The sequence below is a fragment of the Nocardia camponoti genome, assembly GCF_014646135.1.
GTDB classification, from domain to species: domain Bacteria; phylum Actinomycetota; class Actinomycetes; order Mycobacteriales; family Mycobacteriaceae; genus Nocardia; species Nocardia camponoti.
In genome coordinates, this window is record NZ_BMMW01000001.1 from 1480554 (window position 1) to 1500990 (window position 20437).

Here is a 20437-nt window from a genome sequence, read left to right on the forward strand (position 1 = left end):
GGTCCGCGCCGGAAACAGTTCGCGCGCCGCCCTTTTCGAACAAGGACGGCGCGCGACTGTCGAAAACTACTTCTTAAACCAGGTCGACCTGGACGACCTTCGCGGCACCGACGGCCTCGCCGATCGCGGTCTGCACGTCGGCGGGAACCTCGCGGTTCACGCGAAGCACGACGGTTGCCCCTTCGGCGTCGACGTCCTGGCTCAGCTGCGCGGCGAGGATGTCGATCTCGGCCTGGCCAAGCAGGGTACCGATCTTGCCAAGCGCGCCCGGCTTGTCGCTGTAGTTCAGCACGGCGAGGTTGAGGCCCTCGGCGCGCATGTCGTAGTTGCGGCCGTTGATGTTGACGAACTTCTCAACGAGGTTGGGCTCGGTGAGCGTGCCCGCGACGTTGAGGGTGGAACCGTCGCCGAACACGGCGCGCAGGTCGACGACGCTGCGGTGGGTGGGGCTTTCGGTCGCGGTGGTGACGGTGGCGGTGATGCCACGCTCCTTCGCGAGGGACGGCGCGTTGACGAAGGTGACCTGATCTTCGACGAGCGCGGAGAACACGCCACGCAGTGCCGAAAGCTCAAGCACCGCAACATCTTCCGAGGCAAGCTCGCCACGGACCTGCACCTCGATGCTGACCGGCAGCTCGTTGGCGATGGCACCGAGCAGCGCGCCCTGCTTGCGGACAACGTCGAGCCACGGGGCGACGACATCGTTCACTGCACCGCCGGTGACGTTCACCGCACCCGGCACGAACTCGCCAGCCAGCGCGAGCAGCACGGACTTGGCGACATCGGTGCCAGCGCGATCCTGCGCCTCAGACGTGGAAGCGCCGAGGTGCGGGGTCACGACGACCTGCTCAAGGTCGAAAAGCGGGCTGTCGGTGCAGGGTTCGGTCTCGAAAACGTCGAGGCCAGCGGCGCGCACGTGGCCGGACTTGATGGCGTCGGCGAGCGCCTGCTCGTCGATGAGGCCACCACGCGCGGCGTTGACGATGATGACGCCCGGCTTGGTCTTCGCCAGCGTCTCCTTGTTCAGCATGCCCTTGGTCTCAGGAGTCTTGGGCAGGTGAATGGAGAGGAAGTCGGCGCGCTCAAGCACCTCGTCCAGGGTCAGCAGTTCGATGCCGAGCTGGGCGGCGCGGGCCGGCGAGGTGTAGGGGTCGTACGCGACGATCTTGGTCTCGAACGCGGCGAGACGCTGCGCGAACAGCTGACCGATGCGGCCGAGGCCGATCACGCCAACGGTCTTGCCGAGGATCTCGACACCGTTGAACTTGCTGCGCTTCCAGGTCTTTTCGCGCAGGGTCGCGTCAGCGGCCGGGATCTGGCGCGCGGCGGCGAGCAGCAGCGTGACCGCGTGCTCAGCGGCGGTGTGGATGTTGGAGGTGGGCGCGTTCACGACCATCACGCCACGCTCGGTGGCGGCGGGCACGTCGACGTTGTCGAGGCCAACGCCCGCGCGAGCGACGATCTGGAGCTTCTTGCCCGCTTCGAGGACCTCGGCATCAACCGTGGTTGCCGAACGCACGAGGATCGCGTCAGCGTCGGGGACCGCGGCGAGCAGTGCCGCGCGGTCGGGGCCATCGACCCAGCGAACCTCGACACCGTCACCGAGTGCGTCGACGGTCGACTGGGCGAGCTTGTCGGCGATCAGAACTACAGGACGGCCTGCTTGGCTCACTGTGGGGTACTCCTGAACAAGAATAGGGTCGGCAGTTACCGCGGCCCAGAATAGTCGGGGCTTGTCGGAGCCGTCGCGGCCGGGTTACCCGGCTGGGCGAAAAGGGCCATGAAACGCGGAAACTCCGCACCATCTGGTGCGGAGCTTCAACTACGACGTGGTCGCGCAGGAACTCAGAGGACGCGAACGTCCTGTGCCTGCGGGCCCTTCTGGCCCTGACCGATCTCGAACTCAACGCGCTGACCCTCGTCGAGGGAGCGGAAGCCCGAGCCGCTCACAGCGGAGTAATGCACGAAGACGTCGGGGCCGCCGCCGTCTTGTGCGATGAAGCCGAAGCCCTTCTCGCTGTTGAACCACTTCACAATGCCCTGAGCCATTTTAAAACCTTCTGTAGACGAGCCAGGTCCTAATAGTCCGGTCCCGGTCTCGCCGACCACAATGCCACGATTCGGGCAATTACTCCACACATCCGGTTGTTGATTGTGAGGAAGCCAACGTCGCAACCTTGGCAAACACCACTAAAACGCCTGGATGCTGGGGATATGCCAGACAGTTAGCTGTGGGGATGCCCATTGTTGTTCGCACGCATTACGTACCGACTGGCCTGCTCGCGTCCGTTACCGCCCTGGTGAACAGTTCGAACTTTTCACTGACATGTCAGCGGCCCTTTACATTTTCAATAATTCGAGTACGGCAAATTTCCTACCAGCGTACTTTCCCTGTTTGTGAGGGCCAACACGCCTCGCTGGGAAATCACATAGGGAGCAGCTCGTGCTGAACATAGACCATTTCACTTATGGCTGGGTCACCCCGACTTTCGCCTATCTGATGTCAGTCATCGGGTCGATGCTGGCGCTGCGTTGCATGGTTCGCTCGCGCGCATCAGGCAACCACGGCGGTTGGCTTACCGCAGCAGCAGTCGCACTTGGTGGAACAGGCATCTGGGTGATGCATTTTGTCGCGATGCTCGGATTTTCAGTCAGCGAAGCGACTATTCGCTACAACGTTCCCGTGACGCTGTTGAGCGCGGTGATCGCAATGGGTGTCGTCTGGCTTGGCCTGTCGATCGTCGTGCGGCGCGGTTGGGATTCGGCGGCCCTGCCCGTCGGCGGCACGATCACCGGACTCGGCGTCGGCGCGATGCACTACGCGGGCATGTACGCCATGCGCACCGACGTCACGATCATCTACGAACCGCTCGTCGTCGCCGTCTCGCTCGTGATCGCCGTTGCCGCGTCGACGGCCGCGCTGTGGTTCGCGCTGCATATTCACGGCATCTGGGCCACGATCGGGGCCGCGCTGCTGATGGGCGTCGCCGTCACGGGCATGCACTACACCGGCATGATGTCGATGTCGGCGCACACGAGCATGCACGCCGCGCACGCGTCGGGCGCCACCGCGGCCCAGCTCCTGACCCCGCTCATCATCGGCATCAGCATGGTGACGCTGATCTTGCTCATGCAGGTTGGCATCACCGAAGCCGAAGACCCGAACCTCACCCGCCCGGTAAACGGCCAGCGCGCGAGCCGGTACTGGCCAAGCGGACAGAACTGACGCCTCGCTTACCGCTTTTTGCAGGGTGAGGTCGATAAGCTGCGCGAGTGACTGCGACTCCGCGTTCGGCCGCCGAGAGCGTCACCGTGTTTATCGCGACGTCGGTCGCGGTGCTGAGCATCATGCTGCCGCTGAGCTTTTCCAATTTGGGCAGCTTCGTGCACGTCGACCTGCTTGTTTTCAATATTCCGCGGGTGATGAGCGCGGCCGCGTTCGTCGCGGTCACCACCGCCGCCGTGCTTGTCGCGGCGAGCAGCACCCGGGCCGCGTTATGGACCGCGCTGCTTGGACAAGCCGGGATCCTGTTCAACCACCTGGTGATCTTGCCGATCAGCGACCGGTCGCATTTCACCGGACTTTCCTTGCCCACGTTGAATTTCATCGACGCGCTGCTCGCGGGCGCGGTGGTTGGCGCGATCGCCGTCGCCGTCTGGCGTGATCGGGTGCAGCGCGGGGTTTATCTGTTCGCGATGGTCGGCGCGACCGTGCTCGGCGACCTCACCGAAACCCCAACCGACGGCGACAATGACGGCTTCGACAGCGTCCTCGGCGGCACGTTGCCTCTGTGGTTCGTCGGGGCGAGCGTGCTTGCGCTCGGGTACTTCGCGGCCACCTCGGGCGCGACGCATGCGATTACCGACGATGCGATTCCGCTCGCGCCGGTGTTTGCCGCGGTGATCTTGTTCTCGACGATTTTGGTCAGTGCGCTCGCGATCGCCGCCGACAAAGACAGCGCGCTGACGTTGGTAATTGGTGGCGTGGCGACCGTGCTCGCGGCAACGGCGGCGGCGTTCATTTTGCCCGGGCGCGACGGGGTTTTGCTGCTGCTGATGACGTCGTTTTCGGTGGCGGGCAGTTTGGTTGTCACGTTGCCGCGGCCGGGGTGGGTCGATGGCGCGACGTTGATTTTCGTCGGCGTCGGGCTGTACGCGGGGCTGCATTGGCGTCGACCGAGCGCCGCGGCCGCGTGCGTGACCGTGATGGCGGCGTTGACGCTGGCATCCGATACGAGTTTCCGGGCAACGCCGGGCGCGGTGGCGGTGATCGGGTGCATGGGACTTGGTGCTGCCGTTGGGTATTGCGTCGGGACCGGGCTGCCAGCCGATCCGGCGTCGGGGGTGGTTGGGCTCGTCGTGTTGTTCGTTCCCTCGCTTGGGGTGGCATTGGCCGATCCCGATGTGGACCAGTTGGCGTATTCGGAGTCGTGGTATCGCGCGATCGGGCATGAACGCGGTCCGGTGCCCGCGACGGTCGCGATGTGCGTCGCGATCGGTTGCTCGCTGGCGATCGCGTTGTTGGTGCGGGTGCGGCCCGCGCCGGTTGACCCGTATGGTGCGTGAAATCGCGGGTTTTGGCGTTTACTCTTTGCATGAGTTTTCCCGTGACGTTCGGCGTCGCGCAGATTTTCCTGCTCGCCTTGATAATTGGTTCGATCGCGCTGCTTGGTTGGGCGGTTGTCGCGCTTCGGCGCGGCGATGTGCGGATGGTTTTCGCGCGTGGCATTCCCGGTGTGGTGATCGCGTTTGTCGCCGTGGTGCTGTTGTGGATCGCCACCCTCTTGCAGACCTACTTGGGGCTCACGGGTGAGATTAAGGCGGCGCATGTTGTCGCGAAACCTGTTGCGGGACAGCAGCATCTGCTCGATCTGGGGCTGACGCTGTTCACCGATGACGGGCCGGTTCGGTCGGTGCACCGAGTTGAAGGCGATATTTGGGCGTTGCAGGCCAACATCGTTGAGCTTGAGCCGTGGGTCAACGCGCTGGGGTTCCACTCGGGGTACAAGGTGTCGCGACTGTTCGGTCAGCGGCTCGACGGCAAAGCGGTTGCTCAGGACCACATCTTCTTGAACGGGAGCGACGCCGACTTCTTTCAGTCGATGAACGAACGACGTTGGTACACGGCACCTTTCGTGCGTTCGGCCTATGGGAACGCGGTGGTCGCGTCGCCGGGCACCTACGACGTTTTCGTTTCGCGCGATGCGATTAAGGTGCGCCCGGTTTAGGACTCGTCCCAGCCGTAGAGGGAGAAGGCTTCGCCTGCGGTAATCGCGGCGAGTGCTTGGCGGCAGTAGTCGACGATGTCGGTTGGTAGGTTTTGCGGGTCGAACCAGCGGAGTTCCGAGCATTTGTCCGGCTCACGGTTCGTCACGTGACCATTCCAGTGCCTGGTCCGGAAGAACATCTGCACGCGACCATCCTTCGCGCCGCTGTGCATGACGTGCACGAATTCGAATGCCTCACATGGTATTTCGATGCCGATTTCCTCGTTGGCCTCACGGATGAGCCCGTCGATCACGGACTCCCCCGCTTCGAGGTGTCCCGCTGGCACATGAAACAGCCCGTCCCCGAACCCGGTATTGACCCGCCTGCCAAGCAGGACCCTCCCGCGCTCGTCGATCAACACCAGGTGCACGCCAACGAGCGAGCGATACTTCGCGTCTTCCACCGGGTCAACTTTACGGTTGTCGGTGAGCACGCTCTGGTGGCGAAAGCTACTCGACGAACGCCGCCACCAAAGCGTGCTGATCTTGTTTAGCGACGGGTGATTTCGTCGGCGTGGGGGCCGAACCACTCAGTTTCGACGTGGACGGGTGCCGTCGGGCCTGTTTCTGGGCGCTGCACCGGGGGCAGTGCCGCGATAGCTTTTTCGCGGAGCTGGTCGACGGTGAGCTCGGCGTCCGCGGGCCAGATGCGGCGAAGGAACGAGCGCTCATGGTCAAGCATCGCGAGCAGGAGGTGTTCGTCGGCGAGGTAGTTGTACCCGCGCTCCGCTGAGATTTGGGCGGCGAGCTGGAGAATGCGCTCGGCGCCGGGCGGCATCCAGCCGGTGATGGTTGTGATGCTGTTGTCGCGTTCGGTCATGAGAACAGGACCTCCATGTCGTTGTAGAAGCCGCCGATGCACCACGCATGGCCGTCGTGCATGCGGGTGACGATCCGGCCGTCGCCTTCGCACTGGCCCGAGCTGACCGCTGCGGCGCTGCCCGTGGCAGCCAAGGTCACGAGAACCACTGCCGCACCAACGATCGCGACCGTCTTCATGCTGGTACTCCTGGGAGCAAGATGTCAATTACCACTTGGCAATTCGAATCTTTGGGCATGAGAACACTGTGGCGAAACTGGGAGTCTCGTCGCGTCGCCCTGGGGCACTGTTCTTGTCTCTTTTAGTCCGGCATAGTCTCGTGTGCGCCTGATTAGCCGCTCGTGATCGTCCTCACTGTTGTTGCCGGAGGGATATCGCTGTGACCGCGTTGAAAGAGCTGCTCCGCCAGCGCCATTGGCAAACCCACTCCGCGTTCAGCCGCGAGTACAACGCGGTGGCGCGACGGGTTGAGCCCGACCTCGTCGGCGCGGGCCCCGGAAAGGCACAGTTCTACAAGTGGTTGTCCGGCGACCTGGCTGGCTTGCCACTCCCCCACCACTGTCGAGTGCTTGAGGCGATGTTCCCCGGCCATCCGGTGCGCACGCTGTTTTCGGCCGATTCGTCGCCAGCCCCGTCAGCGGCGAGGTACCTGACAACGACTTACCCAACCCGCAACCACTTCCTCCGCGACTACCCGCCAACGGAACTCTTCGCCGGCGCGCGTCGAATCGACCTCCTTGGCATCGCCCTCAACGTGTTTTGCCAGCAGGTCTCCGATGGACAGATAACCGCGCTGCTGGAATCTGGCACCGAGATCCGCTGCTTGTTTCTCGATCCAACAAGCCGGCACACGGACGAACGTGAAGCGGAGGAGGGCCAAGTTCGCGGCACCCTCACGTCGCTGATCGCGATTAATCGCGCGATGATGCAGCGAATCGCCCGCAAAACCCGTAGTGCCGCAGGCACTTTGACGACCCGCACCTATTGCGCACCTCCACGGCTGAACATCATCCGGGTCGACGAGCTGTGCGCGTTCCAGCCGTACCTGCCGCAGGCGCGGGGATTGGACTGCCCAACGTTTGTCGCGACGGGAAGCGAACTGCGCGAGGCGATGGCGACGACGTTCGAATCACTGTGGCGTGGCGCGGGTTTGAGCAATCCGCGGGAATCGTGAATTTTCAGTGGTCGCAGAACTGGCTGGCACCCTAAGGTCGCCTAATGACCTCGGCAAGAACGATCCAAGTCACCTTCGATTGCGCCAATCCTGAACGGGTAGCGCAGTTTTGGGCTGCCACCTTGGGCTACGAGCAACGCGGCGACTGCTGCATCGACCCGGCCGGGGTCGGCCCACGCCTGTACTGCCAGCGGGTGCCGGAAGAAAAAGTGGTCAAGAACCGGGTCCACATTGACGTGCGAGTTGGGACCGGGCTGGTAGGCGAGGAACGAGTTGCCGCACTGGAGGCCGAATGCACGCGCTTGGTAGCCCTAGGCGCGACCCGCGTCGAACTCTTGCTCGCGGACGAGGAGAACGAATCTTGTTTGGTGATGCGGGATGTGGAGGGAAACGAGTTTTGCTTGGACTGATCGTCACAGGTTCAACCCGCAGAGTCGCACCCGCGGTCGGTACGACAAGAGGGACTGTCCAGGTCTCGCAGGCGTAAGGCCGAACGGTTCGGTGTCGACACTCACGCCCCCGCAACCCTCGATTCACAACCACCGTCATCGAACCTCGCACTTGCGACGAACTCCTCGATATCTTTCGCGAGTCCACCTAGTCTGGACATACCGGGCAATATCGAAAGTGCTTAGCGCTCAATGCAACAGGGGAAGATTTGTCGTCGCAGTACCCGGACACCGCATTCGTTAAGGGTGTCCTCTGGTGGAACCTAACCCAGTACCCCAACAAGAAGATGAAGTTTGGCGCTACGAATCGCATCGCGGCGTGGCTTCACTTCAACAAGGAGGTGGGAGACACATTCACCATCCGGGAGCTTAGGGAAGTTCTCGGTGACGAAGATCGGCCCGTCACCGACGAACACTTCGGACGCCGCCTTCGCGAGCTACGAGCGCTTCAATGGCAGCTCCCGTCCCAGCAGGAAGACAGCTCGCTAAAGACCAACGAATATCGCATCCGCAGTAAGGGCTGGCATCCAGCGCTAGGAAAGAAGCCAAGCGCCGGAGAAAGCATCCGCAGCGGGGTGCGTCGCCGGGTCTTGGAAGAAGGCGGAAGTCGCTGCGTTCACTGTGGGACTGGGAGCGGCGAGCCCTACCCGGAAGCGCCCCACAGCCCCGCTGTCGTGACGATTGGGCATCGCATCCCACGTAGTCTCGGTGGATCAAACGACTTCGACAACCTGCAAGTTGAATGCCAACGGTGCAATGAGCCCGTGCGTGACGAGGCGGGGCTGCCGACCCAGCTCAACGAGCTGCACCCGGAAATCAAGGGGCTCAAGCGCGCAGAGAAGGAAACGCTGCTCGCCTGGTTACGACATGGCCATCGGACACGGTCCAGGGTGGACATCGTTTACGATCGCTGCCGCCTGCTGAGCGCGAAAGAGCGTGACGCTCTGGTCGAAATTCTCGCCCGCGCAACGAGTTCCGTATGAGGCGCTACCAAACTACGAGTGCCTCAGCCAAATCCGCGTAATCCAGCAAGCGGGCCTGTCCCGTTACCTCAGCCCACGTATCTTTCTGCTCCGACGTGCCGGTTTCCTTGATCGCGTACGCCATCGCGTCGTAGCAAATTTGGTACGTCGCGTCTACCTCGCCTGTTCCGCGTGCGATCGAGGCCAGTCGCGCGGGCAGGCGTTCAGCCGTGACCGTGACGAGGTGCGGCAGGCAACCTCGGCCGTGGCGGATCATGTTGCTGTTCTCGTGGCGAATGTCCTCCACACGGTCGGAGCGGATCGTCCACTCACACACCAGAGCCGCGTGCATCCACAGTCGATCGGTCTTCGTCGGGGTGTTTGCAAGCCCGACATGCATATCTGGGTTGATGAGATAGTCAGTACCCAACGTGACTCGTAAGTTCGGGTTGGATTCGATGGCCTCGTCGCTCGCCGCCAAGTGCTGGTACTGCGCATAGTTGACGATGCTCTGCCGACGCGGGACGTCCCACGCGCGAGCCGGGTCAAGGCTCGGTCCGGCAGCGAAATAGGGTCGACCGCGCTGTCGTTGGGATTCGGATCGCCGAGATAGTCGAGCGCCAGCGCTGCCAATCGCAGGCTAGCGGCGTTGTCGGTGGTGTTGGGCACCCAACGCCACTTCAACTTGTTCTTGCTGCTCTTCTTCCACCCGAGCCGGGCCCCTGAAATGCCATCCCTATGTGGCACATCTAGCGCGTGAAATCCGCCGCGCGCCACGCCCGCAATAAATTCCGCCTTGACTGAGTGCGCCAGCAGTGGGACGTGAGCGCGACGCACCGGAACGGGATCGAATACTATCGCTCACACGTTCGGATACGCTCAACCGGCTGTGGTCAGGGGCTGCGAGTTCTGACCCAGTCCCCCGCACGCGAAAGGTCACCTTATGAAGCAACTCAGCGTCATCGAGATCTGCGCAGGTGCGGGCGGGCAGGCTCTCGGCCTTGAGCTCGCCGGGTTTGACCATGTGCTGGCCGTCGAGCTAGATCGCATCGCGGCTGAAACATTGAGCTTGAATCGGCCGGATTGGACGGTTGCGATTGGCGACGTTGCCGACCTCGCCGTCTTCGATCCCCGATCGTTCGCGCCTAACGCGGAAGGCCGAGACGGTGTGCCGATCGACCTGCTGGCCGGCGGCGTGCCTTGTCCCCCGTTCTCGATCGCAGGCAAACAGCTGGGTGCCGAAGACGAGCGCGACCTCTTCGCCTGGGCAATCGAGCAGGTCGCTATTATTCAGCCTCGAGCGCTAATGCTGGAAAACGTGCGCGGTCTGAGCATGCCTCGCTTCGCAGGGTACCGGCAACACGTTCTTGATCGCCTGGGCGAAATGGGGTACCAGGCGGACTGGCGCCTCATCCAGGCGTCCGAGTACGGGGTTCCCCAACTGCGACCGCGTTTTGTGCTAGTCGCAATGCGGCCCGAAGAGTTCCAGTACTTCCAGTGGCCAGAACCTCAATCGGATGTCCAGACGGTCGGCGAAGCGCTCCACGCGCTGATGAGCGCGGACGGATGGCTTGAGGCGGATGAGTGGGCGAGCAATGCCAATCGCATCGCCCCCACCGTCGTAGGCGGATCGAAAAAACACGGCGGAGCCGATCTCGGGCCCACTCGCGCCAAGCGCGCCTGGGCCGAATTGGGCGTCGACGGCTACGGCGTGCATGACACCGCACCTCCCTACGCCAAACGCCCCATGACGGAATTCGGCCCTAAGTTGACCATCGAGATGGTCGCCAGATTGCAGGGCTGGGTATTTTACGACCCGTCAAAGCCTGAGCAGTTGAAGCGGCTTAAGAAAGAAGCGCCAGCAGGAGACCCAGAATACCTTTGGCAATTCGCTGGAAAAAAGACAGCGCAGTACCGCCAAATCGGCAATGCCTTCCCACCCCCGGTGGCTCGCGCTATCGGTGAATCCATCGCAGCCGCTTTGCGCCACGAAGGGGCGGCGGTCGACCGCTCAGTCGACAGCTCGACCGACCCGATCTACCGAGTCCTGCGTGAGCGTCATGACTTCATCACAGCGGAGCAGATCGCGCGCGAGTCGGGCGTCGAACTCGACGACCCGGAGATTGACCGCCGAATTAGCTTGCTGAACAGGGACTTCCACGTCGAGAAGGTGGAACTTCCAGCTGGCTTCGCTTACCGGCTGGGCGAGTTTCGCGCCTTCACTGGCCAGAAGGACCACGCGCGGCATGAGTATTACCGGACTAGTTTGTCGCGGGTGAGCTGAGACTCCCCGGCGGCAACCACGCCTGGTCGCCGACCGGGAGCTCGCCGCTGCCGATACCCAGGTCAAGGCGCGCTCTTTCGTAGAACTCGTTACGGAGTCGGCCGCATTCCTCATACCGCTCTACGTAGTCGGCGTGGCTGGTCTCCATGCCGTTTCCGACATGGCTGAGATCCCACACCGCCTTGTTCCATCGTCGACCTGCCGCGACCGCGTCAGGTGAGCCCAACAGCAACAACGCTTCCCACTTGAGCGCCTTCGCCTCAGTTGCCTGCCCGAGCATCTCGACACCCTCGGTCAGGTCAATGGGTTGCGCCGCAGCCGGGTATCCCCGCGTAGCGGCCATACGCATAGACACCAGCGAGTACCCCTTCAACGCATGGGCGAACTCGTTGTACGCGACGAGCCTGCGTTCGTCCCACTTTGAGCGCTCCGCCCGTCGCCACTTGGCCCGTTCACTAACGGCGGCGAAGGCGAAGGTGCTTGTGGCCCCGAGTAGAACGCCTAGGACCGTAACCAATTGCTGCACAACATCATTCACCCACCTAGAATGCCTGAAATCTCCGCGATCCGCGGGTACAACCAAGCTCGTCCCCAGCGCAACCACCTGGTTGCCAAACATGTGGCATTTTCGTGCACTCGTTCGCGCAAGCCCTCGATTTCCGGGCGAAAGTCCAAACGAATGCACGAAAATGCCAATTCCCACGGCACCCCTACCGATACTGCGTCGTCCCCGCCGATCCCCGGTTATTGCTCACCAACTTCGCGAAGCAATCGTCGGCGCTCAATGCGTGCGCGTCGCACCAGGCGTTTGCCGACGCCGGGTCCGAGTACGACGCCCCGCCCAACGTGATCCACCAACCGTCCAAGTCGAAGGTGGTCCAATCGTTGCTCCACACCAAACGGGCGCCCGGAAACTGCTGACGTAAGCGCTGGTGTTGGGCCAGAATCTCGCTGTTGGTCCAGTTCACCATGCGACCGTCGAAGTCGGTGGCGACCAAACCCGGCTGCTTCGCCGAAATCTGGGGTACCCACCGGTCGGCGATGGTGGCTGAGACGACGGGGAGGTCGGCGTTCGCCTGGCCGCGCAGCGAACCGACTGTCTGCGTTGACGGATCCGCAGGCGGAGCCGTGGCAGCGGGCGGGACGACCGCCGTCGCACCCGGGCCCGCCACTACCGTCGTGGCAACGGTCGCGCTCGCATCGTTTGCTCGTGAGTTGCGCTCACGGCCGATAATGATGATTCCGGCCGCGATCACGCCAACCATCAGCGCGGCGACAACAACGAGAATGCCGAGGATCCACGGCCAGCGCGAAGGTGGTTGCTGCGGTGGTCCGTACTGCGGATAACCGGGGTAGCCCACGATTACCTCCGCTCTCCAGCCGCCCGTGCCTGCCAAGTATTTTAGATTTCTCGGCACGGCCACCGGGCTTCTGTTGCGCAATCGACATGCGCTAGCTAATTGGTTGCCAACCGCACGATGTTGTAGTCGCGCCCCGCCTTCGCCTGATATTTCCCGTACCGCGGCTGCGCTTCGACGATCGAATTCCACGACTGCGCGCGGTCAGCTCCGGTGAGTACCTGCGGCGTGACCGCGACCGGGTCGCCATTGGGCAGCGTGACCGTTGCCTGGTCGGGGTGGGCCATGAGGTTGCGGAACCAGTCGGGGTCGCCGTCGGTGCCGCCCGACGCGACCAGTTCCCAGCTGCCGTCCGGGCCCGGGAACCAGGAGACCGGAGTGTCACGTGGCGTTCCGCTGCGGCGACCGATGGTGTGCAGAATCAGCACGTCCGTACCCATGAAAGTGCCGTTGCCACTGCGGATCTTACGATTCATGCGGTTGTTCATTGTGTGCTGCATCCAACGCGAGAAGGCGCCCATGATGTGTTCCCTTTCTAGATTATTGGCGGGCGGTCAGCAGGCTCTCATGGAGAAAAATGGGGTCGAATTTCCGCCATGAGAGCCTGGTGAACAGGTGTCCAGTTAGCCCCACTGGCCGGCGATTTGGCGCGTAGTCGCGTTGAGCCGGTTGAACATGTTCGTCACGCCGATCATGAGCACGATCGCGGCCAGTTGGCGCTCGTCGAAGTAGCTCGCCGCCGTGTCCCAAAGTTCGTCGGTGACGGCGTCGGGGCGGTCGGCCAAGCGGGTCGCCGCCTCAGCGAGCGCCAACGCGGCGCGTTCCTCGTCGCTGAAGTACGGGGCTTCGCGCCAGGCGGCGACGGTGTGCAGGCGCTCCTCACTGACACCGGCCTTGCGCGCGGTCTTCGCGCCACCGTCGACGCAGGCGCTGCACCCGTTGATCTGGCTGACGCGCAGGTGGACCAGTTCGAGCAATTCCCCTTCAACACCGCCACTCTGCACCGCCTTCAGCAACGACTGAATCGGGCCCATCGCGTCGGTGAGGACCATCGCCGGGTTCGCCATCCGAGACTGCATTTTCTTCTCCTTCGATTTCGTTCCGCTCGCTGCGGTGTGACTCAATAACAGCCGGTCGCGCCACGGATTACGATGGGCGTGGGACACCGTGGGACAGTGCGACACCGTCCCACCACCGCGTTGTCAGGCAAAGATTTTTGTGCCCACATGGGACAAGAAGGCGAGACGATGGACCACCCGCAAGATCCGCGCCATGAGTTCGCGTCACGCCTGCGCATGGTGCAGGAACTGTCGGAGCTGGGGGTGCGGGCGCTTGCCCGCGAAACGGGTCTGAGTTCGTCGTCGCTGTCGCGTTATCTGGCTGGGCAGACCGTGCCGCCGTGGTCGGCCGTCGTCGAGCTGTGCCGGTTCGTCAAACGCGACCCGCGTCCATTGCGTCCGCTGTGGGAGCGCGCGAATACGCTGCTGCCCGCGCCGCCGAAGACAAGCCGTCAGATCGCACCGCCGAGCCCGCCGCCGGGCGCGCCACGCAACGACCTGCCACGCGACATCCCCGACTTCACCGGGCGCGAAACCGCCCTCGCCGACGTGCTCGCCGCCGTGAAGGCGAACCGCGTGGTCGCGATCGACGGCATGGCTGGCGTCGGCAAAACGTCGCTCGCGGTCCACGCCGCGCACCAACTCGCCGCCGACTACCCCGACGCCCAGCTCTACCTCGACCTGCATGGCTTCACCGACGGCCGCACACCGCTCGACCCCGACGCCGCGTTGCGCGCGCTGCTGTCGGCGCTGCGGGTGCCGTCGGAGAAGGTTCCTCAGGACGGCGGCGTCGAGGTGCGGGCAGCGTGCTGGCGGTCGGAGTTGGCCGGGCTGCGCGCGGTGATCGTGCTCGACAACGCCGCCGACGCCGCCCAAGTCGCGCAATTGTTGCCCGGCGCGGGCGAGTCAGTCGCGATCATTACTAGCCGAAACCGGCTCGTCGAACTCGACGACGTACCGCCCGTGACGCTCGACGTGCTCACGCCCGAGGAAAGCGCCGAACTGTTGGTGCGGGCGAGCGGTGACCCGCGCGGCCCCGACGGCCGACTCGCCCGCGACCCCGACAACACCGCCGAAGTGCTGCGGCTGTGCGGGAATTTGCCGCTGGCATTGCGACTGGCGGCGGCGCGGCTGCGGCACCGGCCGGGCTGGTCGGTCGGCATCCTCGTTGAGAGAATGGCCGAGGGCCCAAGCGAATTCGACACCGCGTTTTCGATGTCGGTGCGCCAACTCAACCGCGATCAAGCCCGCCTGTTCCGGCTCACCGGCCTCATCCCGGGCTCGACTTTCACCGATTACGTCGCCGCCGCCGTCGCGGGGGTGCCGCTACGCACCGCGCAGGCGATCTTGGAAGACCTCCTCGACGCGCATCTCGTGCAGCAACCGGCCGACGGCCGCTATCGCCTGCACGACCTGGTCCGCCACCACGCCCGACGGGCGACCTTCGACACCGACAGCGACGCCGATCGTGAACGCGCGCTTGGCCGTGTCCTCGACTACTACGTGCACACCGCCGCCGCCGCTGACGCCGCGATGCCGTTTCTCTCGCCGACGCGCCCGGTCTCGGCGGGGTCGCCGCCCGCCGCAATGCCGACCTTCCCGAACAAAGACGTCGCGTTTTTCTGGTTCGTCACCGAGTACACGAACCTCATCTCGGCGTTCTACGCGGCAGTGGAAGTTGGTGCGGCAGTACACGTTTGCGAATTGCCGCGGTTCCTCCGCGCCTACTTCGCAAGACGTTGTGGGACAACGCATCTCAACGCGCTGTTCGAGCAATCGCTAGTGGCGGCACAGTCGCTGGGAGATCCGCTCCAATTAGCCGAAGCGCACAGCGATTTGGGCTTCGCCCGTTACAACGCGGGCCGAATGAGCGAAGCGCATGAAGCGTATGCGGCTGCCGCGCCGCTCGTTGCCGGGCTCGGCGATCCGCTTCCGCGCGCTGAGTTGAGCATGCGCTGTGCTCAATTGCGTTGGGACGAAGGCGATGTCGCTGGTCCGATCGACCTGTTCCGTGAGGCTCGCGCGTTATACGAGCAGGGCGGCTGCCCGTCGAGTGCGGCGCATGCGCTCGCGAGCGAGGCATGGGCGAAGGTGCAACTCGGCCAGTACGAGGAAGCGAGTTCCCTTGCTACCGAAGCACTTTCGCATGCGGACGTGTTGCAAGCGCATGTCGCCCTAGGTGTCGCGCTTGCCCCCGCCGACCCAGCCGCCGCGCTAACCCACCTGGACGCCGCACTGGCTTCCGCCCGCGAAGACGGACACAAGCACAACGAAGCATGGTGTTTGAACTGCGCGGGCGTCGCGTTGCGTCGGATGGGCCGGTACGACGAAGCGCTGGCCAGTCACCGCGAAGCGTTCGCGCTGCTCGACGAGCTGTTCGAGGAGCATTGGAAGATCCACTTCCTCAACGCCTACGCCGAAACCTGCCGGTTGGCGGGACAGCCCGACGAGGCGTTGGCGCTGCACCGGCAGGCGCTGGAAATGGCGCCTGAGCTGGGGCATCGGTACGAGGAAGCGGCGGCGCATCAGGGAATCGCGCTGGTGCTTGAGGAGAGCGACCCCAACGCCGCCGCAACGCACCGCGCGAAGGCCGACGAACTGCTGGCTTCGCCCCTCGCCAGTGCCCGCTAGCCCATGGTCTTCTGCCCGTCGATGGCCTCCCGAATGATGTCGGCGTGCCCGGAGTGCTGCGACGTTTCGGCGATGATGTGCATGAGGGCGCGACGGGCACTCCATGTTGCGCCGGGCTCGAACCAGGGAGCTTCCGGAAGTGGTTGCGTCGCATCGAGATCAGGCAGATTGTTGACGAGTTCCTCAGTGCGCGCGGCAACTTCGGCGTAGTTCGCGAGCAGCGATTCGAGCGTTTCGCCGTCGACCATCTTGAACCCGTTGGTGTAAGCGGCGATCTGCTCGGGAGTGGGGTTGCTGAAGTCGGGCTGCTCGGCTGGTCCTTCGACGATGAACCGAGCCCAGGTGTCTTCAACCTCGGCAACGTGCTTGATGAGCCCACCAATGCTGAGCGCACTGACGGTGGGCGTGGCCGCGGCTTGCTCGGCGGTGAGCCCACGGGTGGTGTAAATCAAAAACCCTCGATGCCGAGCAAGCATCTCAAGCAGGTCGGTTCGTTCTTGGGAGAGAGCGGGTTTGGTCATGGGGTCACGGTAGGCGGTGGGCCTGAGACATTCGAGCGTTGCACCTCATCCAGCAGGCAAAAGGCGGGTGATTACTGTTCCCAGCTGCGCTACCGTCCTGCATTCGTGCATCGTGATCGACTCCGCGTACGTCAAGGCCGCTGAATCGCCGGTGCCCCACGAACGTGATGGTTCAGGGTTCAGCCAGTACGCGTGCTTTGCGCTGTCCATCATCGCGTGCAAAGCGGCGAGGTTTGGGTCGGTGCGGTTTGTTCGGCCGTCGCCCAAGATCAGGAGGCTGGTTCGTGGGCCCAGTGCGTCTAGGTAGTTGTCTACGAAGCCCTGCAATGCCTCGCCGTAATTGCTCGAACCGTAACGGGCGACCGGGGATTCGCGGACGATGCGGGTCGCTAAGCCCGGTTCCGTTGGTTCGCCCGGGCGGAAGTAGTCAGTGATTTCAGCGCAGGAGTCGACGAAGCCGAAGCTGCGGACTCGGCTGAATTGGTCTTGGAGTGCCTGGACCAGGGTGAGCGTGAACTCCGCGAAGCCGGTCACCGAGCCCGAAATATCAGCTAGCACAACGAGTTCCGGTCGACCGTGCGCGCGGGCACGCAGCACGACATCGATCGGGACGCCACCCGTCGCCATCGAGCGACGCAGTGTCCGACGCATATCGATCTGCCCACGCACGGCCTTCTTGCGGCGAGCCGCCAGGCGCGTCGCGAGCTTGCGAGCGAGCGGGTGCACGAGCTTGCGCATCTCGACCAGGTCTTGCTCGCGAGCACCGAGGAAATCGATTGCCTCCGAGCCTGATTGGACGCCGCGTCGCGCGATATAGTCGGTGCCGCGCAACTGCGCTGACCGCAGTCTCGCTTCGGTTTGGACCTCGGTGCGGAAACGCTCGACGCGACGTCGCGCTTCGATACTGTGCACCGCCGCGTCGAATTGCCCTGAACCGCCTAGCATTTCAGTAACTTGCTCGGTAATGCGGTCGGGATTAAGGGTTTTCATCGTCATGTACGACGACCAGCCCGCACCGGACGCGTTGCTGATCCGGTTGGCCGTCTCCCCCGCACCCCCGTACGCGCCGAACGTTTCCAGCGCTTCGCGCGCGAGCTTCGCGGTGTCCTCGCCCGCGACCAAGGCCGACGTCAGCTTCTCGCGCATCGCGGCAGGGTCGGCGTCTGCGCGCACGACGGGACGCGGAATGTCGAGGAAGAACAGGTCAAAGAGCTGGTCGAACACGCTGCGCTGACCGTTGCGTCGCAGTAGGCACGCGGCGAGCCCGGACCGCAGAATGCGCGGGTCGTCGGTGCCGAGCGCGACGATGGCGTCGGCGGCATCGATCGTCTCGCTCGGCCCGGCATGCACCCCGTGCGCACGCAGGAGGGTGACGAAGTCTACGAGACGCTGGGAATCGATCGGGCGCAAAGGAGCACTCATCGCGCGCCGCCCGCCTCGAACGCCCTGCGCGTAACCCGGGCCATAGTCGGCGCGGCGACACCGACGGCGGTCGCGCGAAACCCGTCCGCCCGGCGCACTCGACGAACTGCGTCACGCTCAAGCACGCGGCCCTTCATTCCAGCCCATCCACTCGCGGGTCCAAAGCCAACTTCTCAATCGCGACCCGATGATCCGACTGGTATTTCAACAGCACCCCAAGCGTCGACCGCACCACTTCACGACCCAAAGTCCGCGCACCCAACGCGACCAAAGTGCTTGCCCAGTCGACGGTTTCGGCGATCGACGGCACCTTCCGCAACGGCAGCTGACGTAACGCGCCTACCGTCGTCACCACCGAATCACGCAGGGCCGCATCAAGTTCCGGCACCTTCAACGCCACGATCTGGCGTTCCAACTCGGCACTCGGGTAGTCGATGTGCAGGTACAGGCAGCGACGCTTCAACGCCTCGGACAGCTCGCGGTCGGCGTTCGACGTCAAAATCACGAACGGTCGACGGCGGGCGCGCACGGTGCCCAATTCCGGGATGCTCACCTGGAAATCGCTTAACACCTCAAGCAGCAGACCCTCCAACTCGACGTCAGCCTTGTCGAGTTCGTCGATCAACAGCACCGTCGGCGTCGGGCTAGAAATCGCCGCCAACAACGGCCGCGCGAGCAGGAATTCCTCGGCGAAAACGTGGTCGCGCGTGCTGTCCCAGCCGACTGAATCCGACGCCGTAATCGCGAGCAACTGCTTCGCGTGGTTCCACTCATACAGCGCACGCGCCTCGTCAATGCCCTCGTAGCACTGCAATCGCAGCAGCTCAGCGTCGGTCGCGGCGGCAACGGCCTTCGCCAGCTCGGTCTTGCCAACGCCAGCCGGGCCCTCGATCAGCAACGGCTTGCCGAGGCGGTCGGCGAGGAAGACCGCGGTGGCGATGTCGACGGAACCGAGGTAACCCGACGCGGCAAGGCGCTGGGTCACCTCGTCGACCGACGCAAATAACTTACTCATCAGTAACAGTCTAAAACGGGTGCGATCAGTACGGGTTGGCGGCCACTTTCACTTCGCCGTCGGCGATCGCGGCAAGCAGCCGGTGGTAGTCGGCGTCGTTCTGATCCGAATACGCCATCGCGAAATCGCGAATGCCCTTGTCGAACTTGTCGCCCGAGCCGATGTAGGCGTTCAGCGCGATCGGGTCGCCGGATCGACAGTGCGCACGCGCGAGCACTCCGCCGCACAGCCCGCCATAATTCGATATCTGCTTGTGCGTCATGGAACTGATGTCGGCCGAGCCCTTCATGTCGCGGAATTGGCGCCAATAAAAGTCAACGCCCTGCACGCCGGTCGCCCAGCCAAGGAAAATGTCGCTCGCGGCCTGCATTAACTTCTGGCCCTCGACAACCCGCTGGCCCTGCTGGGTGTATTTGCTCGGCTTCGTATATGGCGCGAGCACCGACGTATCGGCTTCCTTGAGCTGCAAAAACAGCGGCGCGCCCGACTCTTTATCCATCAAAAGCGCGATGTAGCAACGAGTTCCAACGCTGCCAACGCCAACGACTTTCATCGCGTAATCGACAACGGTGTAGCGGTCGAGCAGCACGTCCATCTGATCGGGCAGGCTCGCGCGGTAGTCGGTGAGCACCTTGTGCACGGCTTTCTCGTCGGAAAGCCCAATCGGCACAAGCAGCGGCGGCTGGTTCTTAATTTGCGGAACCCCGTTCGGGCCGGGCTCGGTGAGTTTGTTGAGCGCCTGCAAACTGGTTCGACTGCGCGCCTTTTCCATCGTTTTTTCGGCCGCTTTGCGGAACTTGTGCTTGGGAATGTTGGCGAGCACTTCTTCGGCGTCGACGCGGTCGTACCAGATCGACAGGCTGTCGAGCTTGGTCATCGCTTCGACGCCGCGCCGGTAGCCGCTCGCCGACGCCTCAGCTGCCGAAGCCGCTTCCTCGTCGGTACACCCGTTGACCAGCGCGGCGACGGCGACGCTGGTCGCGAGCCGTTTCACGTCCCATTCGAATGGCCCTGGCAGCGTTTCATCGAAGTCATTGACGTCGAAAACGAGGTTGCGTTCCGGGGTGCCGAAAAGGCCGAAATTGGCTAAATGCGCGTCGCCGCAGAGTTGCGCGTAGAGCCCAGTATCGGGATGACAGCCAAGGTCGTAGGCCATAATCGCGGCCGACCCACGCAGGAAAGTGAACGGCGAAATCGCCATCCGTGCCATGCGAATCGGCACTAATTCCGGGACGCGCTGCTTGTTTTGCTTTTCCAGAATGGAAACGGGGTCGGGTCGACCAGGCTCGGCGCCCCATTCCCCCAGCTCCTTGCGCGATACCCGCTTGCGAGCCTGCTTGCCGACTTCTTCCGCCCGCCGATCATATTCCGCAGCCGTAGTCATTCGACCAAGTCTTGCGCTCGGACCGCCTATGAGCAAGGACCAGCGGGTCACCGTGCGGTGACAACCCGGCCGCCTACACCAACGCGAAAGGC

Annotated in this window: 22 protein-coding genes; 8 read left to right on the forward strand and 14 right to left on the reverse strand. The window is 63.6% G+C overall.

The genetic code is table 11. The annotated features are described in order from the left end of the window. Positions 1–73: 73 nt before the first annotated feature. Positions 74–1672 (reverse strand): phosphoglycerate dehydrogenase, encoded by a 1599-nt coding sequence (gene serA / locus IEX78_RS06810; protein WP_188827898.1) that lies wholly within the window; start codon positions 1670–1672, stop codon positions 74–76. 173 nt (positions 1673–1845) lie between these two features. Continuing rightward, positions 1846–2049, reverse strand: coding sequence for a cold-shock protein (locus IEX78_RS06815; protein ID WP_014987157.1), 204 nt, complete (start codon positions 2047–2049; stop codon positions 1846–1848). Positions 2050–2443: 394 nt separating this feature from the next. Here IEX78_RS06815 and IEX78_RS06820 point away from each other — a divergent pair, with 394 nt between their 5' ends. Genes IEX78_RS06820 through IEX78_RS06830 form a run of 3 tightly spaced genes read left to right on the forward strand, consistent with a single transcriptional unit; the run spans position 2444 to position 5228 of the window. After that, positions 2444–3226 carry an MHYT domain-containing protein gene (locus IEX78_RS06820; protein WP_188827899.1) on the forward strand — a complete coding sequence of 261 codons (783 nt, stop codon included), beginning with the start codon at positions 2444–2446 and terminating at the stop codon, positions 3224–3226. Positions 3227–3273: 47 nt separating this feature from the next. Then, the gene (locus IEX78_RS06825) at positions 3274–4566 is read left to right on the forward strand and encodes a hypothetical protein (RefSeq protein ID WP_188827900.1); all 1293 of its coding nucleotides are present in this window, start codon (positions 3274–3276) and stop codon (positions 4564–4566) included. Between the two features lie 29 nt (positions 4567–4595). After that, a complete protein-coding gene (locus tag IEX78_RS06830; RefSeq protein ID WP_188827901.1) occupies positions 4596–5228 on the forward strand; it encodes a hypothetical protein in 633 nt (210 codons plus the stop codon). On the opposite strand, the gene IEX78_RS06835 is transcribed toward IEX78_RS06830, so the two are convergent. The 3 genes from IEX78_RS06835 to IEX78_RS06845 form a co-directional block, all read right to left on the reverse strand. After that, on the reverse strand, positions 5225–5671 hold the full coding sequence (locus tag IEX78_RS06835) for an NUDIX hydrolase (RefSeq protein ID WP_188827902.1): 447 nt from the start codon (positions 5669–5671) through the stop codon (positions 5225–5227). The two genes, IEX78_RS06830 and IEX78_RS06835, sit on opposite strands and share 4 nt — an antisense overlap. Positions 5672–5757: 86 nt before the next feature. Then, a complete protein-coding gene (locus tag IEX78_RS06840) occupies positions 5758–6087 on the reverse strand; it encodes a Clp protease N-terminal domain-containing protein (RefSeq protein WP_188827903.1) in 330 nt (109 codons plus the stop codon). Next, positions 6084–6266 (reverse strand): hypothetical protein, encoded by a 183-nt coding sequence (locus tag IEX78_RS06845; protein ID WP_188827904.1) that lies wholly within the window; start codon positions 6264–6266, stop codon positions 6084–6086. Before IEX78_RS06845 ends, IEX78_RS06840 begins: the two co-directional genes overlap by 4 nt. A gap of 200 nt (positions 6267–6466) precedes the next feature. Here IEX78_RS06845 and IEX78_RS06850 point away from each other — a divergent pair, with 200 nt between their 5' ends. From IEX78_RS06850 to IEX78_RS06860, 3 genes are all read left to right on the forward strand, one after another. Beyond that, positions 6467–7261, forward strand: coding sequence for a DUF5919 domain-containing protein (locus IEX78_RS06850; protein WP_188827905.1), 795 nt, complete (start codon positions 6467–6469; stop codon positions 7259–7261). A gap of 44 nt (positions 7262–7305) precedes the next feature. Further along, positions 7306–7671, forward strand: coding sequence for a VOC family protein (locus IEX78_RS06855; RefSeq protein ID WP_188827906.1), 366 nt, complete (start codon positions 7306–7308; stop codon positions 7669–7671). Between the two features lie 248 nt (positions 7672–7919). Continuing rightward, the gene (locus tag IEX78_RS06860; RefSeq protein WP_188827907.1) at positions 7920–8693 is read left to right on the forward strand and encodes an HNH endonuclease; all 774 of its coding nucleotides are present in this window, start codon (positions 7920–7922) and stop codon (positions 8691–8693) included. A 4-nt stretch (positions 8694–8697) separates the two neighbouring features. On the opposite strand, the gene IEX78_RS06865 is transcribed toward IEX78_RS06860, so the two are convergent. Further along, positions 8698–9306: an NgoMIV family type II restriction endonuclease gene (locus IEX78_RS06865; protein WP_373291543.1), complete on the reverse strand. Its 609-nt coding sequence runs from the start codon at positions 9304–9306 to the stop codon at positions 8698–8700. A gap of 309 nt (positions 9307–9615) precedes the next feature. Here IEX78_RS06865 and IEX78_RS06870 point away from each other — a divergent pair, with 309 nt between their 5' ends. Continuing rightward, positions 9616–10956, forward strand: coding sequence for a DNA cytosine methyltransferase (locus IEX78_RS06870; RefSeq protein ID WP_188827909.1), 1341 nt, complete (start codon positions 9616–9618; stop codon positions 10954–10956). Here the strand turns inward: IEX78_RS06870 and IEX78_RS06875 are convergent. The 4 genes from IEX78_RS06875 to IEX78_RS06890 all read right to left on the reverse strand — a co-directional run bounded on the left by IEX78_RS06875 (position 10934) and on the right by IEX78_RS06890 (position 13393). Continuing rightward, a complete protein-coding gene (locus IEX78_RS06875; protein WP_229683747.1) occupies positions 10934–11494 on the reverse strand; it encodes a hypothetical protein in 561 nt (186 codons plus the stop codon). The genes IEX78_RS06870 and IEX78_RS06875 overlap by 23 nt on opposite strands. Before the next feature lie 172 nt (positions 11495–11666). Further along, positions 11667–12317: a hypothetical protein gene (locus IEX78_RS06880; protein WP_188827910.1), complete on the reverse strand. Its 651-nt coding sequence runs from the start codon at positions 12315–12317 to the stop codon at positions 11667–11669. A gap of 95 nt (positions 12318–12412) precedes the next feature. Further along, a complete protein-coding gene (locus IEX78_RS06885; protein ID WP_229683748.1) occupies positions 12413–12790 on the reverse strand; it encodes a nitroreductase family deazaflavin-dependent oxidoreductase in 378 nt (125 codons plus the stop codon). 147 nt (positions 12791–12937) lie between these two features. Beyond that, complete coding sequence (locus IEX78_RS06890) at positions 12938–13393, reverse strand: carboxymuconolactone decarboxylase family protein (protein ID WP_188827912.1); 456 nt, start codon at positions 13391–13393, stop codon at positions 12938–12940. A 147-nt stretch (positions 13394–13540) separates the two neighbouring features. On the opposite strand from IEX78_RS06890, the gene IEX78_RS06895 reads away from it, so the two are divergent. After that, entirely contained in the window at positions 13541–16003 is a 2463-nt protein-coding gene (locus IEX78_RS06895) for a tetratricopeptide repeat protein (RefSeq protein ID WP_229683749.1), read from the forward strand. Here IEX78_RS06895 and IEX78_RS06900 read toward each other — a convergent pair. From IEX78_RS06900 to IEX78_RS06915, 4 genes are all read right to left on the reverse strand, one after another. Next, positions 16000–16524 (reverse strand): DinB family protein, encoded by a 525-nt coding sequence (locus IEX78_RS06900; protein WP_188827913.1) that lies wholly within the window; start codon positions 16522–16524, stop codon positions 16000–16002. The two genes, IEX78_RS06895 and IEX78_RS06900, sit on opposite strands and share 4 nt — an antisense overlap. A gap of 45 nt (positions 16525–16569) precedes the next feature. Next, positions 16570–17946: a vWA domain-containing protein gene (locus IEX78_RS06905; RefSeq protein WP_188827914.1), complete on the reverse strand. Its 1377-nt coding sequence runs from the start codon at positions 17944–17946 to the stop codon at positions 16570–16572. Positions 17947–18079: 133 nt separating this feature from the next. Beyond that, positions 18080–18961 carry an AAA family ATPase gene (locus tag IEX78_RS06910; RefSeq protein ID WP_188827915.1) on the reverse strand — a complete coding sequence of 294 codons (882 nt, stop codon included), beginning with the start codon at positions 18959–18961 and terminating at the stop codon, positions 18080–18082. Between the two features lie 25 nt (positions 18962–18986). Beyond that, positions 18987–20345: a DUF2252 domain-containing protein gene (locus IEX78_RS06915; RefSeq protein ID WP_188827916.1), complete on the reverse strand. Its 1359-nt coding sequence runs from the start codon at positions 20343–20345 to the stop codon at positions 18987–18989. Positions 20346–20437 lie beyond the last annotated feature (92 nt).